The organism is Halomonas sp. B23F22_3, from assembly GCF_043496965.1.
Taxonomy (GTDB): Bacteria; Pseudomonadota; Gammaproteobacteria; order Pseudomonadales; family Halomonadaceae; genus Halomonas.
Genome location: NZ_JBIEKG010000004.1, coordinates 158,382 through 176,628 on the forward strand (window position 1 = coordinate 158,382; position 18,247 = coordinate 176,628).

Here is an 18,247-nt window from a genome sequence, read left to right on the forward strand (position 1 = left end):
ACGTTTCGACAGGTTCTCCATGACACGATATATCTTCGTGACCGGCGGCGTTGTGTCCTCTCTCGGCAAGGGCATTGCGTCGGCCTCGCTGGCGGCGATTCTCGAGGCTCGCGGCCTCAAGGTCACCATGCTCAAGCTCGATCCCTACATCAACGTGGATCCGGGCACCATGAGCCCCTTCCAGCACGGCGAGGTGTTCGTCACCGAGGATGGGGCCGAGACCGACCTGGACCTGGGCCACTACGAGCGCTTCATTCGCACGAAGATGACCCAGGCCAACAACTTCACCACCGGCCGCGTCTACGAGCACGTGCTGCGCAAGGAGCGCCGCGGCGACTACCTGGGCGGTACCGTGCAGGTGATCCCGCACATCACCGACGAGATCAAGCGTCGGGTCTACGAGGGCGGCAAGGGCTTCGACGTGGCGCTGGTCGAGATCGGCGGCACCGTCGGCGACATCGAGTCGCTGCCGTTCCTGGAGTCGATCCGCCAGATCAGAAGCGAGCTGGGCGCGAACCGGGCGATCTTCATGCACCTGACCCTCGTGCCCTACATCAAGACCGCCGGCGAGACCAAGACCAAGCCGACCCAGCACAGCGTCAAGGAGCTGCGCTCGATCGGTATCCAGCCGGACATCCTGATCTGTCGCAGCGAGGTGGAGCTCGAGGAGAGTGAGCGGCGCAAGATCGCGCTGTTCACCAACGTCGAGGAGCGGGCGGTCATCCCGCTGCAGGACGCCGACACCATCTATCGCATCCCGCTGATGCTCCACGAGCACGGCCTCGACGACATCGTCTGCGACAAGCTGCGCCTGGAGCCCGGCGAGGCGGACCTCGGCGAGTGGGTAAAGGTGCTCGATGCCAAGCTCAACCCGCTGAAGTCGGTCAACATCGCCATGGTCGGCAAGTACATGGAGCTGCTCGACGCCTACAAGTCGCTCAACGAGGCGCTGATCCATGCCGGCATCCAGTCCCGCATCAAGGTCAACGTCGACTACATCGACTCCGAGGACATCGAGCACCACGGCACCGAGCGCCTGGCCGGCAAGGACGCCATCCTGGTGCCCGGCGGCTTCGGCGAGCGCGGCGTCGAGGGCAAGATCGCCACGGCCCGCTACGCCCGCGAGAACGGCATCCCCTACCTCGGCATCTGCCTCGGCATGCAGGTGGCGGTGATCGAGTTCGCCCGCCACGTGGCCGGCTGGAGCGACGCCGACTCCACCGAGTTCACCCACGAGACGCAGCATCCGGTCGTGGGCCTGATCACCGAGTGGCTGAGCCCAGAGGGCAAGGTCGAGCTGCGTGACGAGGCCTCGGACCTCGGCGGCACCATGCGCCTGGGCGGCCAGGTCTGTCAGCTCAAGGCTGGCAGCAAGGCCCGCGAGGCCTACGGCAGCGACGAGATCGTCGAGCGCCACCGTCATCGCTTCGAGGTCAACAACCAGTTCATCGGCGAGCTCGAGCAGGCGGGCCTGGTGGTCTCCGGCAAGAGCGTCGACAACTCCCTGGTGGAAGTGGTCGAGCTGGCGGATCACCCCTGGTACGTCGCCTGCCAGTTCCACCCCGAGTTCACCTCCACGCCCCGTGACGGTCACCCGCTGTTCACCGGTTTCGTCAGTGCGGCGCTGGAGCACAAGACGGCGCGCGCGCGCGCCCAGTCCGCCCACCAGGAGTGAGGACGATGTCGGCATCGAAAGGCGAGACCCCCGAGCGTCACATCGGCATTGCCGGCCTCGAGGCCGGCAACTCCCTGCCGCTGATGCTGCTCGGCGGCATGAACGTGCTGGAGTCCCGCGAGCTGGCCCTCGAGGTGGCCGAGACCTACGTCGAGGTGACCGGCAGGCTCGGCATGCCCTACGTCTTCAAGGCGAGCTTCGACAAGGCCAACCGCAGCTCCATCCACTCCTTCCGCGGCCCGGGCCTCGACAAGGGGCTCGAGATACTGGCCGAGGTGAAGGAGCGCTTCGGGGTGCCGATCATCACCGACGTGCACGAGCCCTGGCAGGCCGCGCCGGCGGCCGAGGTTGCCGACATCATCCAGCTGCCAGCCTTCCTGGCCCGCCAGACCGACCTGGTGGTGGCCATGGCCGAGACCGGGGCGGTGATCAACATCAAGAAGCCGCAGTTCCTGGCCCCCCATGAGATGCGCCATATCCTGCGCAAGTGCGAGGAGGCCGGTAACGACAAGCTGCTGCTCTGCGAGCGCGGCTCCAGCTTCGGCTACAACAACCTGATCGTCGACATGCTGGGCTTCGGCGACATGAAGCAGACGGGCTACCCCGTCTTCTTCGATGTCACCCACGCCCTGCAGCGCCCGGGCGGCCGGGCCGACAGCGCCGATGGTCGGCGTGCGCAGGTCGCCGAGCTGGCCCGTTCCGGCGTGGCGGTGGGCCTGGCGGGGCTCTTCCTCGAGGCCCATCCCGACCCGGACAACGCCAAGTGCGACGGCCCCTGCGCCCTGCCGCTGGACCGCCTGGAGCCCTTCCTGGCCCAGCTGAAGGCCCTCGATGACCTGGTCAAGGGGTTCGCGCCGCTCGAGATTTCCTGATTCTTCCCAACGCTGACACGACAAGGACCAACAAGATGACCCATATCGTCGACATCCGCGCCCTCGAGGTGCTGGACTCACGCGGCAATCCAACCGTCCAGGCCGAAGTGCGCCTGGAGAGCGGCGCCATCGGCGTGGCGTGCGCCCCGAGCGGCGCCTCCACCGGCTCCCGCGAGGCCCTGGAGCTGCGTGACGGCGACAAGAGTCGCTACCTGGGCAAGGGCGTGCTGAAGGCCGTGGAGGCCGTCAACACCGCGATTCGCGAGCGCCTGATCGGCATGGATGCCTGCGACCAGCACGGCCTGGACGATGCCATGCGGGTGCTCGATGGCACCGACAACAAGGCCACGCTGGGCGCCAACGCCATCCTGGCCGTCTCCCTGGCCGCCGCCAAGGCCGCCGCCACCGCCAAGGGCGTGCCGCTCTACGCCCACATCGCCGAACTCTACGGCCAGCCGGGGCGCTACCTGATGCCGGTGCCGATGATGAACATCCTCAACGGCGGCGAGCATGCCGACAACAACGTCGACATCCAGGAGTTCATGATCCAGCCGGTGGGCGCGCCGAGCTTCCGCGAAGGCCTGCGCATGGGCGCCGAGATCTTCCACGCCCTGAAGAAGGTGCTCTCCGCCCGCGGCCTCTCCACCGCGGTGGGCGACGAGGGCGGCTTCGCGCCGAACCTCGCCTCCAACGCCGAGGCCCTGGCGGTGATCAAGGAAGCCGTCTCCAATGCCGGCTACGGGCTCGACAGCGACGTGACCCTGGCGCTGGACTGCGCCTCCTCCGAGTTCTACAAGGATGGCGAGTACAACCTGTCCGGCGAGGGCAAGACCTACGACGCCGCGGGCTTCACCGACTACCTGGCCGAGCTGTGCGACCAGTACCCCATCGTCTCCATCGAGGACGGCATGGACGAGTCCGACTGGGACGGCTGGAAGGCGCTGACCGACAAGCTCGGTGACAAGGTCCAGCTGGTGGGCGATGACCTCTTCGTCACCAACACCCGGATCCTCAAGCGCGGCATCGACGAGCAGATCGGCAACTCCATCCTGATCAAGTTCAACCAGATCGGCTCGCTCTCCGAGACCCTGGAGGCCGTGCGCATGGCTCAGGATGCCGGCTTCACCGCGGTGATCTCCCATCGCAGCGGCGAGACCGAGGACACCACCATCGCCGATCTCGCGGTAGGCACCTGTGCCGGCCAGATCAAGACCGGCTCGCTGTGCCGCTCGGATCGCGTCGCCAAGTACAACCGCCTGCTGGTGATCGAGCAGGAGCTGGGCGACGGGGCCGGCTACCCGGGGCGCGGCGCGATCAAGGGCCAGTAAGCGCGCGAGTAAGCGAACAGCGTTGCCTTTGGCGTGAGATCGTGTAGGAGATCGCTTACACGGTGACGACGACATTCGCCATTCGTGCGTCGGACAGGGTCGACCCTTTGCGGGGTCGGCCCTTTTTATTTATCTGATTTAAAACGAATTTTTGTTTGGCTGCCCTGGTAGAACGGGTGCCGAGGGGGCTCGCCGGCCGCCAGGGGCGAGGTTGTGTGGCAGGGCCGGCGTGGCACAATGACTTCGGGATTAGGGGAGAGTGGCAACGCTCTCCGGCAGGATGCATTGGGATGCAAGCAAGAGTGATGCGCCCGGCGTGGCAGGACGCCGCCCCCGGGCAGGGACGTCATCACGGGAGTCGAGCGGAGGGAACCGCTCAAGGAACGGCTGGGAGCGGGCGGCCTGCGGGCCGCCTTTTTTTGTGGCCGAGAGGTTCGTCTGGCCGAGCGGCGGGCGGCCTGGCTCAGGTCACGACGACGCCGGATGTCGAGAGACATCCGGCGTCGTCGTGTCTGGCGGGCCTGCTCAGCGCTCGAGCAGCTCCAGCTTGCCCGGCTTGCCATCCCAGCTCTCCGCGTCTTCCGGCGGATCTTGCTTCTCGCTGATGTTGGGCCACACCTCGGCCAGCTCGGCATTGATCTCGATGAACGCCTCCTGGCCCTCCGGCAGCTCATCCTCCGAGAAGATCGCCTCGGCGGGGCACTCCGGCTCGCACAGCGCGCAGTCGATGCACTCGTCGGGATGGATCACCAGGAAATTGGGGCCCTCGTAGAAGCAGTCCACCGGGCAGACCTCGACACAGTCGGTGTACTTGCACTTGATGCAGTTCTCGGTGACGACGAATGTCATGCCAGTCTCCCATTCTCCGGCCGGGGCGTGGCCGATAGTCATTGATTCGATTTTGGTTATAAGAAAATCATTTCTTATAATTTCAAGGCTTTTGGTCGAGCCATTCTAGTCGCGGCACGGGGCGCCCGCAAGCGCGTCGGGCCGCCATTGTCGGCCATTCACAGCGCCGCTTTCCAGCGGTAGAGCAGCTCCAGGGCCTGGCGAGGCGATAGCGCGTCGGGATCGAGTTCGCCCAGCTGCTCGACCAGCGGATGGGGCGTGCTGGCGAAGAGGTCGGCCTGGCGGGGTGCGCCGGTAGCTCGCTCGTCGCCGGTCGCGGCCGCCGGCAGCCGGCTGCCCTGGTCGATCTCCTGCTGCTCGAGGGTGGCCAGCTTCTCCCGGGCGCGGGCGATCACTGCCTGGGGCACGCCGGCGAGCTGGGCCACCTGCAGGCCGTAGCTCTGGCTGGCCGGGCCATCCTCCACCCGGTGCATGAAGACGATGCCATCGCGGTGCTCCGCGGCGGTCAGGTGCACGTTGGCCACCCCCTCGGCCTGTTCGGGCAGTGCCGTCATCTCGAAGTAGTGGGTGGCGAACAGCGTGAAGGCTCGGCTGCGCGTCAGGTGTTCGGCGCTGGCCCAGGCCAGCGACAGGCCATCGAAGGTGCTGGTGCCCCTGCCGATCTCGTCCATCAGCACCAGGCTCTGGTCGGTGGCGTTGTGCAGGATGCTGGCGGTCTCGGTCATCTCGACCATGAAGGTGGAGCGCCCGCCGGCCAGGTCATCGGAGGAGCCGATGCGGGTGAAGATGCGATCCACCGGGCCGATGGCGGCCGAATCCGCCGGGACGAAGCTGCCGGTGTGGGCGAGCAGGGTGATCAGCGCGGCCTGGCGCATGTAGGTCGACTTGCCGCCCATGTTGGGCCCGGTGATGACCAGCATCCGGCGGGCGTCGTCCATGACCAGGTCGTTGGGCACGAAGGGCGCCTCGCTGACCCGCTCGACCACCGGGTGGCGCCCGCCGCGGATGTCGATGCCCGGCGACTCGGGCAGCGACGGTCGCACGAACTCCAGCGCCCGGGCGCGCTCGGCGAAGGCGCACAGCACGTCCAGCCCCGCCAGCGCCCGGCCGGTACCCTGCAGCGTGGCGAGCTCGGCGTTCAGGGTGTCGAGCAGGCCGTCGTAGAGCAGCTTCTCCCGGGCCAGGGCGCGGGACTTGGCCGACAGCGCCTTGTCCTCGAACTCCTTGAGCTCGGGGATGATGAAGCGCTCGGCATTCTTGAGGGTCTGGCGGCGCACGTAGTCCACCGGGGCGTCCCGGGCCTGGGCGCGGGGGATCTCGATGTAGTAGCCGTGGACCCGGTTGTAGCCGACCTTGAGGCCGGCGAGCCCGGTGCGCTCGCGCTCCCGTGTCTCCAGCGCCACCAGGTAGTCGCCGGCGTGTTCGGCGAGCCCGCGATGCTCGTCGAGCTCGGCATCGAAGCCTTCGGCGATCACCCCGCCGTCGCGGATCACCACCGGCGGGTTCTCCACCAGGGCGCGGCTCAGGGTGTCGGCGAGTTCCGGATAGGGATGGATATGGCGCCTGAGTTCGTCAAGCGTGGTGCCCTCGGCATAGCGCTCGAGTTCGGCCTCGAGGGCGGGCAGGGCGACCAGGGCGTCGCGCAGGCGGGCGAGGTCCCTGGGCCGCGCGCTGTAGAGGGCCACCCGGGCGAGGATGCGCTCGACGTCGCCGATCGCCTTGAGCGAGTCGCGCAGGGGCTCGAAGCCCTCGTCGTCGAGCAGCAACCCTACCGCCGCCTGGCGGGCGCCGACCTGCTCGCGATCGCGCAGCGGGCGGTTGAGCCAGCGCTTGAGCAGTCGCGAGCCCATGGCCGTGGCGGTGGTGTCGAGCACGCTGGCCAGGGTGTTGTCGGCGCTGCCGCCGAGGTTGATGTCGATCTCCAGGTTGCGCCGGCTGGCCGCGTCGATCACCACGGCGTCGTCGCGGCTCTCCACGCCGATGGCGGTGACGTGGGGCAGGGCCGTGCGCTGGGTGTCCCGGGCGTAGTCGATCAGCACCCCGGCGGCGGTGAGAGCCGCCTCCAGGTGGGCGCAGCCGAAGCCGCGCAGGTCCTGGACCTGGAACTGGTCGCACAGGGTGCGAGTCGCGCTCTCGAGGTCGAACAGCCAGTCGCTCTGGCGCCGCAGGCCGCGCCGCTCCGCCAGGGCCGGCGGCAGCGACAGGCTCTCGGCGACCAGCAGCTCGGCCGGGTCGAGGCGCGTGAGCTCGGCGAGCATCTCGCCCTCACCCTCGACCTCCAGCACGCTGAAGCGCCCGCTGGAGAGCTCCAGCCAGGAAAGCCCCCAGCGCTCGCCGAGCGGCGCCATGGCCACCAGCAGGTTGTCGCGGCGCGCATCCAGCAGGGCCTCGTCATAGAGGGTGCCGGGGGTGACGATGCGCACCACGCGCCGCTCCACCGGTCCCTTGCTGGTCGCCGGATCGCCGATCTGCTCGCAGATCGCCACCGACTCTCCGGCGGCCACCAGGCGCGCCAGGTAGCCCTCGGCGCTGTGATAGGGGACACCGGCCATGGGGATCGGCTGGCCGGCCGACTGGCCGCGCTGGGTGAGGGTGATGTCGAGCAGCGCGGCGGCGCGCCTGGCGTCATCGAAGAACAGCTCGTAGAAGTCGCCCATGCGGTAGAAGAGCAGCACGTCGGGGTGTTCGCGCTTGATCTTCAGGAACTGGCTCATCATCGGGGTATGCTGGGCGCTGGCCTGTGACATGGGCTTCCTTGGACGTCCTGTGAAGTAGGGTGGCGAGTGGCGGAGAGACCGGCGTCGAGCACGCCATGCATGTCTCGGGCAAAGCCAGTATTCTACGCCCAAGGACGGTCGACGTCAGGCCGCCGACGCCCCACCATCGCCAGGGAGGAAGGTCATGGCCGCACGCGACGAGACCCTCGAATGCCAGGACATGCGGAGCCTCGCCGAGCGGCTCGGCGAGGGTTGCCTGGCGCGGGGCATCACCGTGACCGCGGCGGAGTCCTGCACCGGCGGCGGGGTGGCCAGCGCCATCACCGCCGTGGCTGGCAGCTCCGCCTGGTTCGAGACCGGCTACGTGACCTACGCCAACGGCGCCAAGACCCGCCTGCTCGGCGTGCCCGAGGCGCTGCTGGCCGAGCACGGTGCGGTGAGTCGAGAGGTCGTCGAGGCGATGGTCACCGGTGCCTGCCGCGACAGCGGCGCGGCGCTCGGCGTGGCGATCAGCGGGGTCGCCGGCCCCGGTGGCGGCAGCGCCGACAAGCCCGTGGGCACGGTCTGGCTGGCCTGGGGTAGCGCCGAGGGGGCCGAATCGAGGTGTCATCGCTTCCCCGGCGATCGCGCCGCCGTGCGCGCGCAGGCCGTGCACGAGGCACTGGCCGGCCTGGTGCGGCGCCTGGCGCAGCCCTGACGCGGCCCTGGCGCGCGTCGCCGCTCACGACGCTGGTCGTCGCCGGAATTTTTCGCCATACTACTGTGCAGTCATACAGTGGTTAGCCGCCGTCGTCATCTTTCACGCTATCTCTCAGGAGTTCCTTCATGGCTCAGGACGAAAACCGCAGCAAGGCGCTGAATGCCGCCCTCTCCCAGATCGAGCGCCAGTTCGGCAAGGGCACCGTGATGCGCCTGGGCGACGCGCCCCGCGTGGTGATGCCGTCGGTCTCCACCGGCTCGCTGGGCCTGGACATCGCGCTCGGCATCGGCGGCCTGCCGCTGGGCCGGGTGGTCGAGATCTTCGGTCCGGAATCCTCGGGTAAGACCACCCTGACCCTGTCGGTGATCGCCCAGGCCCAGAAGCAGGGCAAGACCTGCGCCTTCATCGACGCCGAGCACGCCCTGGACCCGAGCTACGCCGAGAAGCTCGGCGTCAACCTCGATGACCTGCTGGTCTCCCAACCGGACACCGGCGAGCAGGCCCTCGAGATCTGCGACATGCTGGTGCGCTCCGGCGGCGTCGACGTGATCATCATCGACTCGGTGGCGGCCCTGACGCCGCGCGCCGAGATCGAAGGCGAGATGGGCGACTCCCACGTCGGTCTCCAGGCGCGCCTGATGTCCCAGGCGCTGCGCAAGATCACCGGCAACATCAAGAACGCCAACTGCATGGTGGTGTTCATCAACCAGATTCGCATGAAGATCGGCGTGATGTTCGGCAGCCCCGAGACCACCACCGGCGGCAACGCCCTGAAGTTCTACTCCAGCGTGCGCCTGGACATCCGCCGCACCGGCTCGGTCAAGCAGGGCGACGAGGTCACCGGCAACGAGACCCGGGTCAAGGTGGTCAAGAACAAGGTGGCGCCGCCGTTCCGCCAGGCCGAGTTCCAGATCCTCTACGGCAAGGGGATCTACCACGCCGGCGAGGTGGTCGACCTCGGCGTGCAGTGCAAGCTGGTCGACAAGGCCGGTGCCTGGTACAGCTACCAGGGCAACAAGATCGGTCAGGGCAAGGCCAACGCCGCCCAGTTCCTCGAGGACAACCCGGCGGTGATGGAGGAGATCGAGAGCCAGATCCGCGCCCAGCTGCTCACCCCGGTGGAGCCGAAGCAGGAAGAGACCGCCGATGACGCGCTGGCCGCCGAGGACGGCGGCGACGACCGGGCCTAAACCATGCGCGGTGGGCCCTCTGGGGGCGGCGAGACGACGCCCCGCGGTGATGCCATCGGGCTGCTGGCCCGGCGTGAGTATTCGCGCCAGGAGCTCGCCGAGCGGCTGGCGGCCAAGGGGCACGAGGCCGAGGCGATCGCCGAGTGCCTCGATGCCCTGGTCGAGCAGGGTCTGCAGTCCGATGCGCGATTCGCCGAGGGCTTCCTGCGCTCGCGCACCCTGCGCGGCCAGGGGCCGCTGAAGATTCGCCTCGACCTGGAGCGTCGCGGTCTCGATCGCGAGGTGATCCGACAGGCCTTCGACGAGGCCGCCGGGCGCGGCGAGGGCGACTGGTTCGCCCTGGCCTGCGAGGCCCTGGCGCGGCGCTTTCCCGGTCCCGGCGATACCCCCCGCGAGCGCGCCCGGCGCGAGCGCTTCCTGGCCGGCCGCGGCTTCGATTTCGACCAGGTGCGCCACGCCCTGGAGGCGGCCTGGTCGAGCGACGACTGAACCCGCATCGGCCCGCTCCCCTTCAGTCGTTTGACAACTGCGCTATAATGGCTCCCTTTGCGAACGCCCCGGGTGGCGCTCCTGTGGCGCAGCGGCGAGCCGATACCGGCATCGACACGCTGCTTGCCGACCCACCGGGCCACCATGCTCATCGCTACGGATACCCCATGAAAAGCGCAGACATCAGACAGGCTTTCCTGACGTTCTTCGAGGAACAGGGCCATACCATCGTGCCCTCCAGCTCGCTGGTGCCGGGCAACGATCCGACCCTGCTGTTCACCAACGCCGGCATGGTGCCGTTCAAGGACGTCTTCCTGGGCCGTGATCCGCGCCCCTACGTGCGGGCCACCTCGTCCCAGCGCTGCGTGCGCGCCGGCGGCAAGCACAACGACCTGGACAACGTCGGCTACACCGCCCGCCACCACACCTTCTTCGAGATGCTGGGCAACTTCAGCTTCGGCGACTACTTCAAGCGCGATGCCATCCGCTTCGCCTGGACCTTCCTCACCGAGGTGCTGGGACTGCCCAAGGAGAAGCTCTGGGTCACGGTGCACGTCAGCGACGACGAGGCCGAGCGCATCTGGAAGGACGAGATGGGCATCGATCCCGCGCGCTTCTCCAAGCTCGACGAGGACAACTTCTGGCAGATGGGCGACACCGGGCCCTGTGGGCCGAGCTCCGAGATCTTCTTCGATCACGGGCCCGAGGTGTGGGGTGGCCCGCCCGGCAGCCCCGAGGAGGACGGCGACCGCTACATCGAGATCTGGAACCTGGTGTTCATGCAGTTCGATCGCGATGCGGCCGGCACCCTGAACCCGTTGCCCAAGCCCTCCATCGATACCGGCATGGGCCTGGAGCGCATCGCCGCGGTGATGCAGGGCGTGCACTCCAACTACGAGATCGACCTCTTCCAGCACCTGCTGGAGGCCGCGGCCCGCGCCACCGGCCACGCCGACACCACCGCGCCCTCGCTGCGGGTGATCGCCGATCACATCCGCTCCTGCGCCTTCCTGGTCGCCGACGGCGTGCTGCCCTCCAACGAGGGGCGCGGCTACGTGCTGCGCCGGATCATCCGTCGCGCCATTCGCCACGGCCACAAGCTCGGCGCGCGTGGCAACTTCTTCCACAAGCTGGTGGGCGCGCTCGACGCCGAGATGGGCGAGGCCTATCCGGAGCTGCGCGAGGCGCGCCATCAGATCGAGCGCGTGCTGCTCAAGGAAGAGGAGCAGTTCGCCCGCACCCTGGAGCACGGCATGGGCCTGCTCGAGGAGGCCCTGGCCGGCCTCGAGGGCGATACCCTGCCCGGCGAGACGGTCTTCAAGCTCTACGACACCTACGGCTTCCCCTATGACCTGACCGCCGACGTCTGCCGCGAGCGCGACGTCAGCCTCGACCAGGCGGGCTTCGAGCGCGAACTCGAGGCCCAGCGCGAGCGCGCCCGGGCCGCCAGCCAGTTCGGCGCCGACTACACGTCGGCGATCGAGCTCGAGGGCGAGACCGCCTTCACCGGCTATGAGCAGCTGGAGGATCGCGCCACGGTCACCGCCATCGTCGATCGCGAGGGCAACGCCCTGGCCGAGCTGGCGCCCGAGCAGCGCGGCGTCGTGGTGCTCGACCGCACTCCCTTCTACGGCGAGTCCGGCGGCCAGGTGGGCGATACCGGCTACCTGGAACTCGACGGCGGGCGCTTCCTGGTCACCGATACCCAGAAGCAGGCCGGCCACCACCTGCACCACGGTGTGCTCCTCGAAGGGGCGCTGGCCGTGGGGGCCGAGGTGCATCCCCGGGTCGACGCCAGCCTGCGCGCCGCCACGGTGCGCAACCACTCGGCGACCCACCTGATGCACAAGGCGCTGCGCATGGTGCTCGGCGATCACGTCCAGCAGAAGGGCTCGCTGGTCACCCCCGAGCGGTTGCGCTTCGACTTCAGCCACTTCGAGCCGCTGACCGGCGAGCAACTGGCCGAGGTGGAGCGCCTGGTCAACGAGCAGATCCTGGCCAACGCCGCGACGCGCACCGAGCAGATGACCCTCGACGAGGCCAAGGAGAGAGGCGCGGCGGCGCTGTTCGAGGCCAAGTACGCCGACAGCGTGCGGGTGCTGACCATCGGTGCCGACGACTTCTCCATCGAGCTGTGCGGTGGCACCCATGTCGCCCGCAGCGGCGACATCGGCTGCTTCCACATCGTCAGCGAGGCGGGGATCGCCAGCGGCGTGCGGCGCATCGAGGCGATCACCGGCGAAGGCGCGCTGGCCTGGTTCCGCGAGCAGGAGGCGCGCCTGAATCGCATCGGCGAGCGCGTCAAGGCCAAGCCGGAGCAGGCCGAGGAGCGGGTCGAGTCGCTGCTCGAGCGCAACCGCACCCTGGAGAAGGAGCTCGAGCGGCTCAAGGCCAAGCTGGCCAGCGCCGCCGGCAACGACATGCTCGGCGAGGCCCATGAGGTCGAGGGCGTCAAGGTGCTGGCCAAGCGCCTCGAGGGCGTGGCCGGCAAGGAGCTGCGCGGCATGCTCGATCAGCTCAAGAACAAGCTGGGCTCCGGCATCGTGGTGCTCGGTGTCGCCGACGCCGAGGCCGGCAAGGTCAGCCTGATCGCCGGCGTGACCGACGACCTCACCGCGCGGGTCAAGGCCGGCGAGCTGGTCAATCACGTGGCCTCCCAGGTCGGCGGCAAGGGCGGCGGTCGACCCGACATGGCCCAGGCCGGGGGTAGCGATGTGTCGGCCCTGCCGGGTGCGCTCGCGAGCGTGCCCGTCTGGGTCGAGGAGCGACTGAAGTAGGATGCACAAGGGCCGGTAGCAGCGATGCACCGGCCCTCGTCGTATCTGGACACCTTTCACTCATCCGAGCGCGACTCGCACTCGACATACGAGGGAAATTGGCAAATGGCACTATACGTACAAAAATTCGGCGGCACCTCGGTGGGCTCCGTGGAGCGCATCAAGGCCGTGGCCGAGAAGGTCAAGGGCTTTCGCGACCAGGGGCATCAGATCGTGGTCGTGGTCTCCGCCATGAGCGGCGAGACCAACCGCCTGATCGGCATGGCCAACGAGATCAACGACGAGCCCACGCCGCGCGAGATGGACATGCTGGTCTCCACCGGCGAGCAGGTGACCATCTCGCTGCTGGCCATGGCCCTGCACAAGCTGGGCGTGGCGGCGACCTCCTACACCGGCTCCCAGGTGGGCATCCAGACCGACAGCGCCCACACCAAGGCGCGTATCCAGCGCATCGAGACCGATGAGATCCAGGCCGACCTGGACGCAGGGCAGGTCGTGGTGGTCGCCGGCTTCCAGGGCGTCGACGAGGAGGGCAACATCACCACCCTCGGTCGCGGCGGCTCCGACACCACCGGCGTGGCCCTGGCCGCGGCGCTCAAGGCCGACGAGTGCCAGATCTATACCGACGTCGATGGCGTCTACACCACCGACCCGCGGGTCTGCTCCAAGGCGCAGCGCCTGGAGACCATCACCGTCGAGGAGATGCTCGAGCTGGCGAGCCTCGGCTCCAAGGTCCTGCAGATTCGCGCCGTCGAGTTCGCCGGCAAGTACAACGTCGCGCTGCGCGTGCTGTCCAGCTTCGAGGGCGGCCCCGGCACCCTGATCATTGCAGACTCTGACAAAGACGAGGATTCCATGGAAGAACCGCTGATCTCCGGTATCGCCTTCACCGCCAACGAGGCCAAGCTCACCCTGCTCAATACCCCGGACGTGCCGGGCGTCGCCTCGCGCATCCTGGGCCCGATCGCCGATGCCAACATCGAGATCGACATGATCGTGCAGAACGTGGCGCCGGCCGGCGACTACACCGACTTCACCTTCACCGTGGCCAAGGGCGACTACCGCCAGACCATGAAGATCCTCCAGGATCAGGTCATTCCCGACCTCGGTGGCGGCGACCTGCGCGGGGACGACAACATCGCCAAGGTCTCGCTGGTCGGCGTGGGCATGCGCTCGCACGCCGGGGTGGCCTCCAAGATGTTCCGCGTGCTGGCCGACGAGAACATCAACATCCGCATGGTCTCCACCTCCGAGATCAAGATCTCCGTGGTGATCGACGAGAAGCACATGGAGCTGGCGGTCAAGGCACTGCACAAGGCCTTCGGCCTCGACAAGCGCAGTATCGAGCAGGAATAAGGGCTCACTCGAGTCGACGACACCTTCTACGCTTCTAGGAGTGGTCGCCGACACCTGTGTCAAAGGGCTGCCTTTCAACGTGGTGCTGGCCGGCCACGCGCTGGCATCAGTGGTCAGGGACGGCGAGTTGTCGCACAATGCAGCCATGTCGTCCCTCCCGGCGAGCATCCCGTAGCCAGAAGTCTGAGAAGGAGATCAGTCATGCTCATCTTGACCCGCCGTGTCGGCGAAACCCTGATGATCGGTGACGACGTCACCGTCACCGTCCTTGGCGTCAAGGGCAACCAGGTCCGTATCGGCGTCAATGCTCCCAAGGATGTCGCCGTGCATCGTGAGGAGATCTACCAGCGTATCCAGCGCGAGAAGTCCGAACCCGACGTCGAGAACGACGACTAGGGCGAGGTGGACGATCGTGGGCCTCGGCGCCACGGGCCGGTAGCGAAAAAATGCCGGGACCGCTGGACAATGGCCTTACAGAACGGTAGGATACTCACCGTGCCGATGAGGGAGAGGTGGCCGAGTGGCTGAAGGCGCTCCCCTGCTAAGGGAGTAAGGGGTTTATAGCCTCTTCGAGGGTTCGAATCCCTCCCTCTCCGCCATTATCGACACATGAAGGTCAAGCGCCCGTAGCTCAGCTGGATAGAGTACCTGACTACGAATCAGGTGGTCGGAGGTTCGAATCCTCCCGGGCGCGCCATCTTCATCCGGATGTGATCGACAGCGTCATGCCGTCGTCCCCGTCCCCGCAATGAGTCGTCTCGTTGCCTTTCGCGCCCGTAGCTCAGCTGGATAGAGTACCTGACTACGAATCAGGTGGTCGGAGGTTCGAATCCTCCCGGGCGCGCCAGATATCGACCCGTCCTCACCAGAGGGCGGGTCTTCTGTTTTGTTTCGATGTTTTCTCGCTAGCCGGACCGGCCGCGCCCAGGATGGGCCCCGGCTCCGCGATCGTTTGGGGCGCCGTCGCATTGCGACGTGCGCCTCTTTTTTATGCCCGGTTTGTATGTCCGGAGGTTTCTCCAGGTCGTCTTCGCGCGTGCGAGGGTCGCCCCGCGCCTCAAGGCGCGCCCCTGTCCCCCTCGTCCTTTCGCGTGTCGCAGGGCAGGGCGCTCGCTTCCGCCTCCAGCCAGTCGCGAAAGGCCGTCATCGCCGCGGTGGGATCCGGGCGATAGAAGAGCCAGTAGGCGCGCTCCTCGTTGGCCGGCGCATTGAAGAGCCGGACCAGGGTGCCCTGGGCCAGCTCGTTCTCGATCAGCACCGGTGGGCAGAGGGCGACCCCCTGGCCGGCCACGGCCGCCGCACTCAGCAGATTGAAGTCCTGGTAGAGCACGCCCGTGTCGATCATCGGCGGCAGCAGCCCCTGGCCGCGAAACCACTGCTGCCAGGGGCGATGGGTCTCGTCGTGGAGCAGCTCCTGATTCAGCAGGTCGCCGGGGGTCGCCAGCGGGGCGGCCTGCTCCAGGTAGAGGGGCTCGCCACCGGCCAGCCGCCGCCTCGGCCGAGGCCGTCGAGCCGCTGGGCGGGCTGATAGAAGGCATGAGCCTGGTCGGCATGCTGTCGCTGTTCTGGCGCGTAATGACCCGCAACGGGGCGATTGCCGGCCGGCTGGTAGAGCTCCGTTATCGTGGCTGTCTAAAGGCTGCTCTCCGGCGGTCCGCCAGCTATCTTCGGCATATTCGAGGAGGTGTCGGACTTCGCATTTTCGATGTTGTCGATCAGTCGCCTCGGCGAGGGGCGCGCCGAGCGCGAGTGCTTCGAGACGCTGATGAACACCTGGCGCCGTCCCCAGGATTCCCTCTCTGAACCGACCGCCGCCAAGGCGCAAGGAGTTTCCCATGAGCAGTAAGGTACCCGCGGCCTACCAGGCCACCCAGGGCTCGATCCTCGACGTGGATCAGGCCTTCTACGATCGCCTGACCGAGGCGCACGGCGCGCGTCGCCTGGTGGCCGAGCATACCGTGCCGCTGCGTGACGGCCTGGCGTGGAAGGTGCCGGCGGGGCACGTCTTCCGGGTCAAGGTGATCGAGGGCTCCCAGGTCGGCGACTTCAATATGTGGAACCTGCACAACCCCCGCGAGCGGATGTGGGCCTCGCGCACCCGCCAGCTGCAGCGCGCCCACGTCAGCACCTACGATCGCCTGTGGTCGACGCTACCGTACCTGCGGCCCATGGCCACCATCATCGACGACACCCTGGCCGACTACGGCGTCGACGACGAGGGCGGTCGCGTCCACGACCTGCTGGGCACGCGCTGCGATCCCTACGTCAATCGCCTGCTCACCGGCGAGGACTTCGACTTCCACTGCCACTCCAACCTGGTGCGCGCGGTGGAGCCCTGGGGACTGACCGAATTCGACGTGCACGATGTGCTCAACATCTTCCAGTGCACCGGGCTGAACGACGACGACCAGTACTTCATGAAGGCCTGCCCGGCGCGTAAAGGCGACTATCTCGAGTTCTTCGCCGAGATCGACCTGCTCTGCGCCATGTCGTGCTGCCCCGGGGGCGATCTGTCGGTGGATCTGTGGGGCCCCGACGCCCGCGACCCGCTGGAGACCTGCCATCCCCTCGGCGTCGAGATCTACGCCCTGGACGAGGCGCGCCTGGCGGGCTGGCGCTCGCCCGAGCCGGCACCCTATCGGGGCCGCCACGGGCGTCGCGCGCCGGACACCGACTGGACCGAGATCAAACGGCAGCGCTGCTGCTGAGCCTTGGGCCCCGGTCGCGGGGCCCGATCATTCAACGGCGAGGAGGAGGCTCGATGCGCCCACGCCTGGAGCATGCCAGGGTCGATGCTTGGCTGGTGCGCCTGCTGGCGACGTCCCTGGGGCAGGTCCAGGCGCGCCATCGGCGCTTTCTCGCGACGATGGGGGCGGGCTAGGCGCTGAGCGTCGCCTCGGTCATGGCATGGGAGGTGGGGCGGGGCGTTGGCGCGGTCAGTCCCTCGAGCAGGGCGTCGAGCTGGGTGATGCGCTTGAGCGCCTGGAAGCGCCGGGCGGCCTCGGCGTCGCGCTGGCGCATATGGTTGAGCCACTGCTTCAAAAGCGAGGTGACGACGCGGTCGGGAAGCGTGCTACGCTGCGTTGCAGCAAACTCGCCGAGGATCGCCGCTCGCGCCTGCCAGGGCGTCTCCGGCAGGCGGTCGCCGGTGGCCTGCCAGTGGCGGATGCGGGCGGCCAGCCGGGGGTCGGCCAGGGCGCCGCGGCCGAGCATCACGTCGCGGCAGCCGGAGAGCGTGCGCGCCTTCCAGTAGTCTTCCAGGGTCCAGATGTCGCCGTTGGCGACCACCGGGATGGACAGGCGCTGGCGGATCCGGCCGATCCACTCCCAGTGGGCCGGGGGCCGATACCCCTCGTCGCGGGTGCGGCCGTGGACCACCAGTCGCCGGGCGCCGGCGTCCTGGGTGGCCAGGGCGCAGGCCAGCGCCAGGCGGCGGTCGGCAAAGCCCAGGCGGATCTTGGCGGTCACCGGGATCGCCTCGCCCACGGCCGCATGCACCGCCGCCACGGCGGCATGCACGCGGCGCGGGTCGCGAAGCAGCGAGGCACCGCCATCGTGGCGGTTGACCAGCTTGGCCGGGCAGCCGAAATTGAGATCCACGCCGGTGGCGCCGAGGCGCAGCGCCTGCCGGGCATTGGCGGCCAGCGCCGCGGGGTCGGAGCCCAGCAGCTGCAGCGTCACCGGCACGCCGCTCGGGGTGGTGGGGGCTGTGTCGGCCTCGAGCTCCGGGCAGTGCTTGTAGAAGACGCGGGGCGGCAGCCGTGCATCGACGACGCGCACGAATTCGGTCACCACCCAGTCGAAGCCGGGGGCGCGCGTCAGCAGGTCGCGGGTCACCGCATCGATGACCCCCTCCATGGGCGCTAGGCCGATTCGGCCTTTATGTAGTAAATTAACAACGCTGACTTCCACCATGCCGCCATTGCAATCTGTCGGGGATCTGGCAGGTTATATGATCACAAAAAATGCGCAAGTCGGGTTTTTTTTGCCGTATCTCGCTCAACTTGCCGCAAGAGTCAGGAGAATTCGCATGCAGGATTCGCAGCTGATAAACGAGGGCCTCGCCCTGATGGGCCTCGGAATGGGCTTCGTCTTTGTTTTTCTTACCGTGCTGGTGGGCGTCACCACGCTGATGTCCAAGACGATCGGCCGTTTCTTCCCCGAGCCGGTGGCCCCCGCCGTCCGTGATTCCCGTGCGCAGGCCGCGCGCCAGGACGATGACCTCACCGCGGTCATCAGCGCGGCGGTGCACCGCTATCGCCAGCGCCACAAGCGCTGAGTCGATCGTCCCGCC

Annotated in this window: 16 protein-coding genes and 3 tRNA genes; 15 read left to right on the forward strand and 4 right to left on the reverse strand. The window is 67.9% G+C overall.

Annotation, left to right across the window (positions count from 1 at the left end; all coding sequences use genetic code 11):
* Window positions 1–19 precede the first annotated feature (19 nt).
* The 3 genes from pyrG to eno are packed head-to-tail and all read left to right on the forward strand — an operon-like array spanning window position 20 to window position 3,875.
* On the forward strand, window positions 20–1,675 hold the full coding sequence (pyrG, locus tag ACGTNG_RS09915) for a CTP synthase (RefSeq protein ID WP_394576858.1): 1,656 nt from the start codon (window positions 20–22) through the stop codon (window positions 1,673–1,675).
* Between the two features lie 5 nt (window positions 1,676–1,680).
* Window positions 1,681–2,547: a 3-deoxy-8-phosphooctulonate synthase gene (gene kdsA, locus ACGTNG_RS09920; RefSeq protein ID WP_394576859.1), complete on the forward strand. Its 867-nt coding sequence runs from the start codon at window positions 1,681–1,683 to the stop codon at window positions 2,545–2,547.
* A gap of 35 nt (window positions 2,548–2,582) precedes the next feature.
* The gene (eno, locus tag ACGTNG_RS09925) at window positions 2,583–3,875 is read left to right on the forward strand and encodes a phosphopyruvate hydratase (RefSeq protein WP_394576860.1); all 1,293 of its coding nucleotides are present in this window, start codon (window positions 2,583–2,585) and stop codon (window positions 3,873–3,875) included.
* Window positions 3,876–4,400: 525 nt separating this feature from the next.
* On the opposite strand, the gene fdxA is transcribed toward eno, so the two are convergent.
* Window positions 4,401–4,724, reverse strand: a complete 324-nt coding sequence (fdxA, locus tag ACGTNG_RS09930) for a ferredoxin FdxA (protein WP_394576861.1) — start codon at window positions 4,722–4,724, stop codon at window positions 4,401–4,403.
* A gap of 158 nt (window positions 4,725–4,882) precedes the next feature.
* Complete coding sequence (mutS, locus tag ACGTNG_RS09935) at window positions 4,883–7,471, reverse strand: DNA mismatch repair protein MutS (protein WP_394576862.1); 2,589 nt, start codon at window positions 7,469–7,471, stop codon at window positions 4,883–4,885.
* Between the two features lie 154 nt (window positions 7,472–7,625).
* On the opposite strand from mutS, the gene ACGTNG_RS09940 reads away from it, so the two are divergent.
* The 9 genes from ACGTNG_RS09940 to ACGTNG_RS09980 all read left to right on the forward strand — a co-directional run bounded on the left by ACGTNG_RS09940 (window position 7,626) and on the right by ACGTNG_RS09980 (window position 14,800).
* Window positions 7,626–8,138, forward strand: coding sequence for a CinA family protein (locus tag ACGTNG_RS09940; protein WP_394576863.1), 513 nt, complete (start codon window positions 7,626–7,628; stop codon window positions 8,136–8,138).
* A 128-nt stretch (window positions 8,139–8,266) separates the two neighbouring features.
* A complete protein-coding gene (gene recA / locus ACGTNG_RS09945; protein ID WP_108445224.1) occupies window positions 8,267–9,331 on the forward strand; it encodes a recombinase RecA in 1,065 nt (354 codons plus the stop codon).
* A 3-nt stretch (window positions 9,332–9,334) separates the two neighbouring features.
* Window positions 9,335–9,820, forward strand: coding sequence for a regulatory protein RecX (locus tag ACGTNG_RS09950; RefSeq protein WP_394576864.1), 486 nt, complete (start codon window positions 9,335–9,337; stop codon window positions 9,818–9,820).
* A gap of 167 nt (window positions 9,821–9,987) precedes the next feature.
* A complete protein-coding gene (gene alaS / locus ACGTNG_RS09955; protein ID WP_394576865.1) occupies window positions 9,988–12,597 on the forward strand; it encodes an alanine--tRNA ligase in 2,610 nt (869 codons plus the stop codon).
* 105 nt (window positions 12,598–12,702) lie between these two features.
* On the forward strand, window positions 12,703–13,953 hold the full coding sequence (locus ACGTNG_RS09960) for an aspartate kinase (protein ID WP_394576866.1): 1,251 nt from the start codon (window positions 12,703–12,705) through the stop codon (window positions 13,951–13,953).
* A 201-nt stretch (window positions 13,954–14,154) separates the two neighbouring features.
* Window positions 14,155–14,349 (forward strand): carbon storage regulator CsrA, encoded by a 195-nt coding sequence (gene csrA / locus ACGTNG_RS09965; RefSeq protein ID WP_138182289.1) that lies wholly within the window; start codon window positions 14,155–14,157, stop codon window positions 14,347–14,349.
* Between the two features lie 110 nt (window positions 14,350–14,459).
* Window positions 14,460–14,552 (forward strand) — tRNA-Ser (locus ACGTNG_RS09970).
* A gap of 21 nt (window positions 14,553–14,573) precedes the next feature.
* Window positions 14,574–14,650: transfer RNA gene (locus tag ACGTNG_RS09975), tRNA-Arg, on the forward strand.
* Between the two features lie 73 nt (window positions 14,651–14,723).
* Window positions 14,724–14,800, forward strand: a tRNA-Arg gene (locus ACGTNG_RS09980).
* Window positions 14,801–15,010: 210 nt separating this feature from the next.
* Here the strand turns inward: ACGTNG_RS09980 and ACGTNG_RS09985 are convergent.
* A complete protein-coding gene (locus tag ACGTNG_RS09985; protein WP_394577258.1) occupies window positions 15,011–15,439 on the reverse strand; it encodes a LysR substrate-binding domain-containing protein in 429 nt (142 codons plus the stop codon).
* Window positions 15,440–15,658: 219 nt separating this feature from the next.
* On the opposite strand from ACGTNG_RS09985, the gene ACGTNG_RS09990 reads away from it, so the two are divergent.
* Together ACGTNG_RS09990 and ACGTNG_RS09995 are read left to right on the forward strand one after the other, a co-directional pair.
* A complete protein-coding gene (locus ACGTNG_RS09990) occupies window positions 15,659–15,799 on the forward strand; it encodes a hypothetical protein (protein WP_394577267.1) in 141 nt (46 codons plus the stop codon).
* The gene (locus ACGTNG_RS09995) at window positions 15,789–16,661 is read left to right on the forward strand and encodes an urea carboxylase-associated family protein (RefSeq protein ID WP_394576867.1); all 873 of its coding nucleotides are present in this window, start codon (window positions 15,789–15,791) and stop codon (window positions 16,659–16,661) included. Before ACGTNG_RS09990 ends, ACGTNG_RS09995 begins: the two co-directional genes overlap by 11 nt.
* A gap of 169 nt (window positions 16,662–16,830) precedes the next feature.
* On the opposite strand, the gene ACGTNG_RS10000 is transcribed toward ACGTNG_RS09995, so the two are convergent.
* Window positions 16,831–17,811 carry a tRNA dihydrouridine synthase gene (locus ACGTNG_RS10000; RefSeq protein WP_394576868.1) on the reverse strand — a complete coding sequence of 327 codons (981 nt, stop codon included), beginning with the start codon at window positions 17,809–17,811 and terminating at the stop codon, window positions 16,831–16,833.
* Between the two features lie 172 nt (window positions 17,812–17,983).
* Between ACGTNG_RS10000 and ACGTNG_RS10005 the strand changes: the two genes are divergently transcribed.
* Window positions 17,984–18,232 carry an OadG family protein gene (locus ACGTNG_RS10005; RefSeq protein ID WP_394576869.1) on the forward strand — a complete coding sequence of 83 codons (249 nt, stop codon included), beginning with the start codon at window positions 17,984–17,986 and terminating at the stop codon, window positions 18,230–18,232.
* Window positions 18,233–18,247 lie beyond the last annotated feature (15 nt).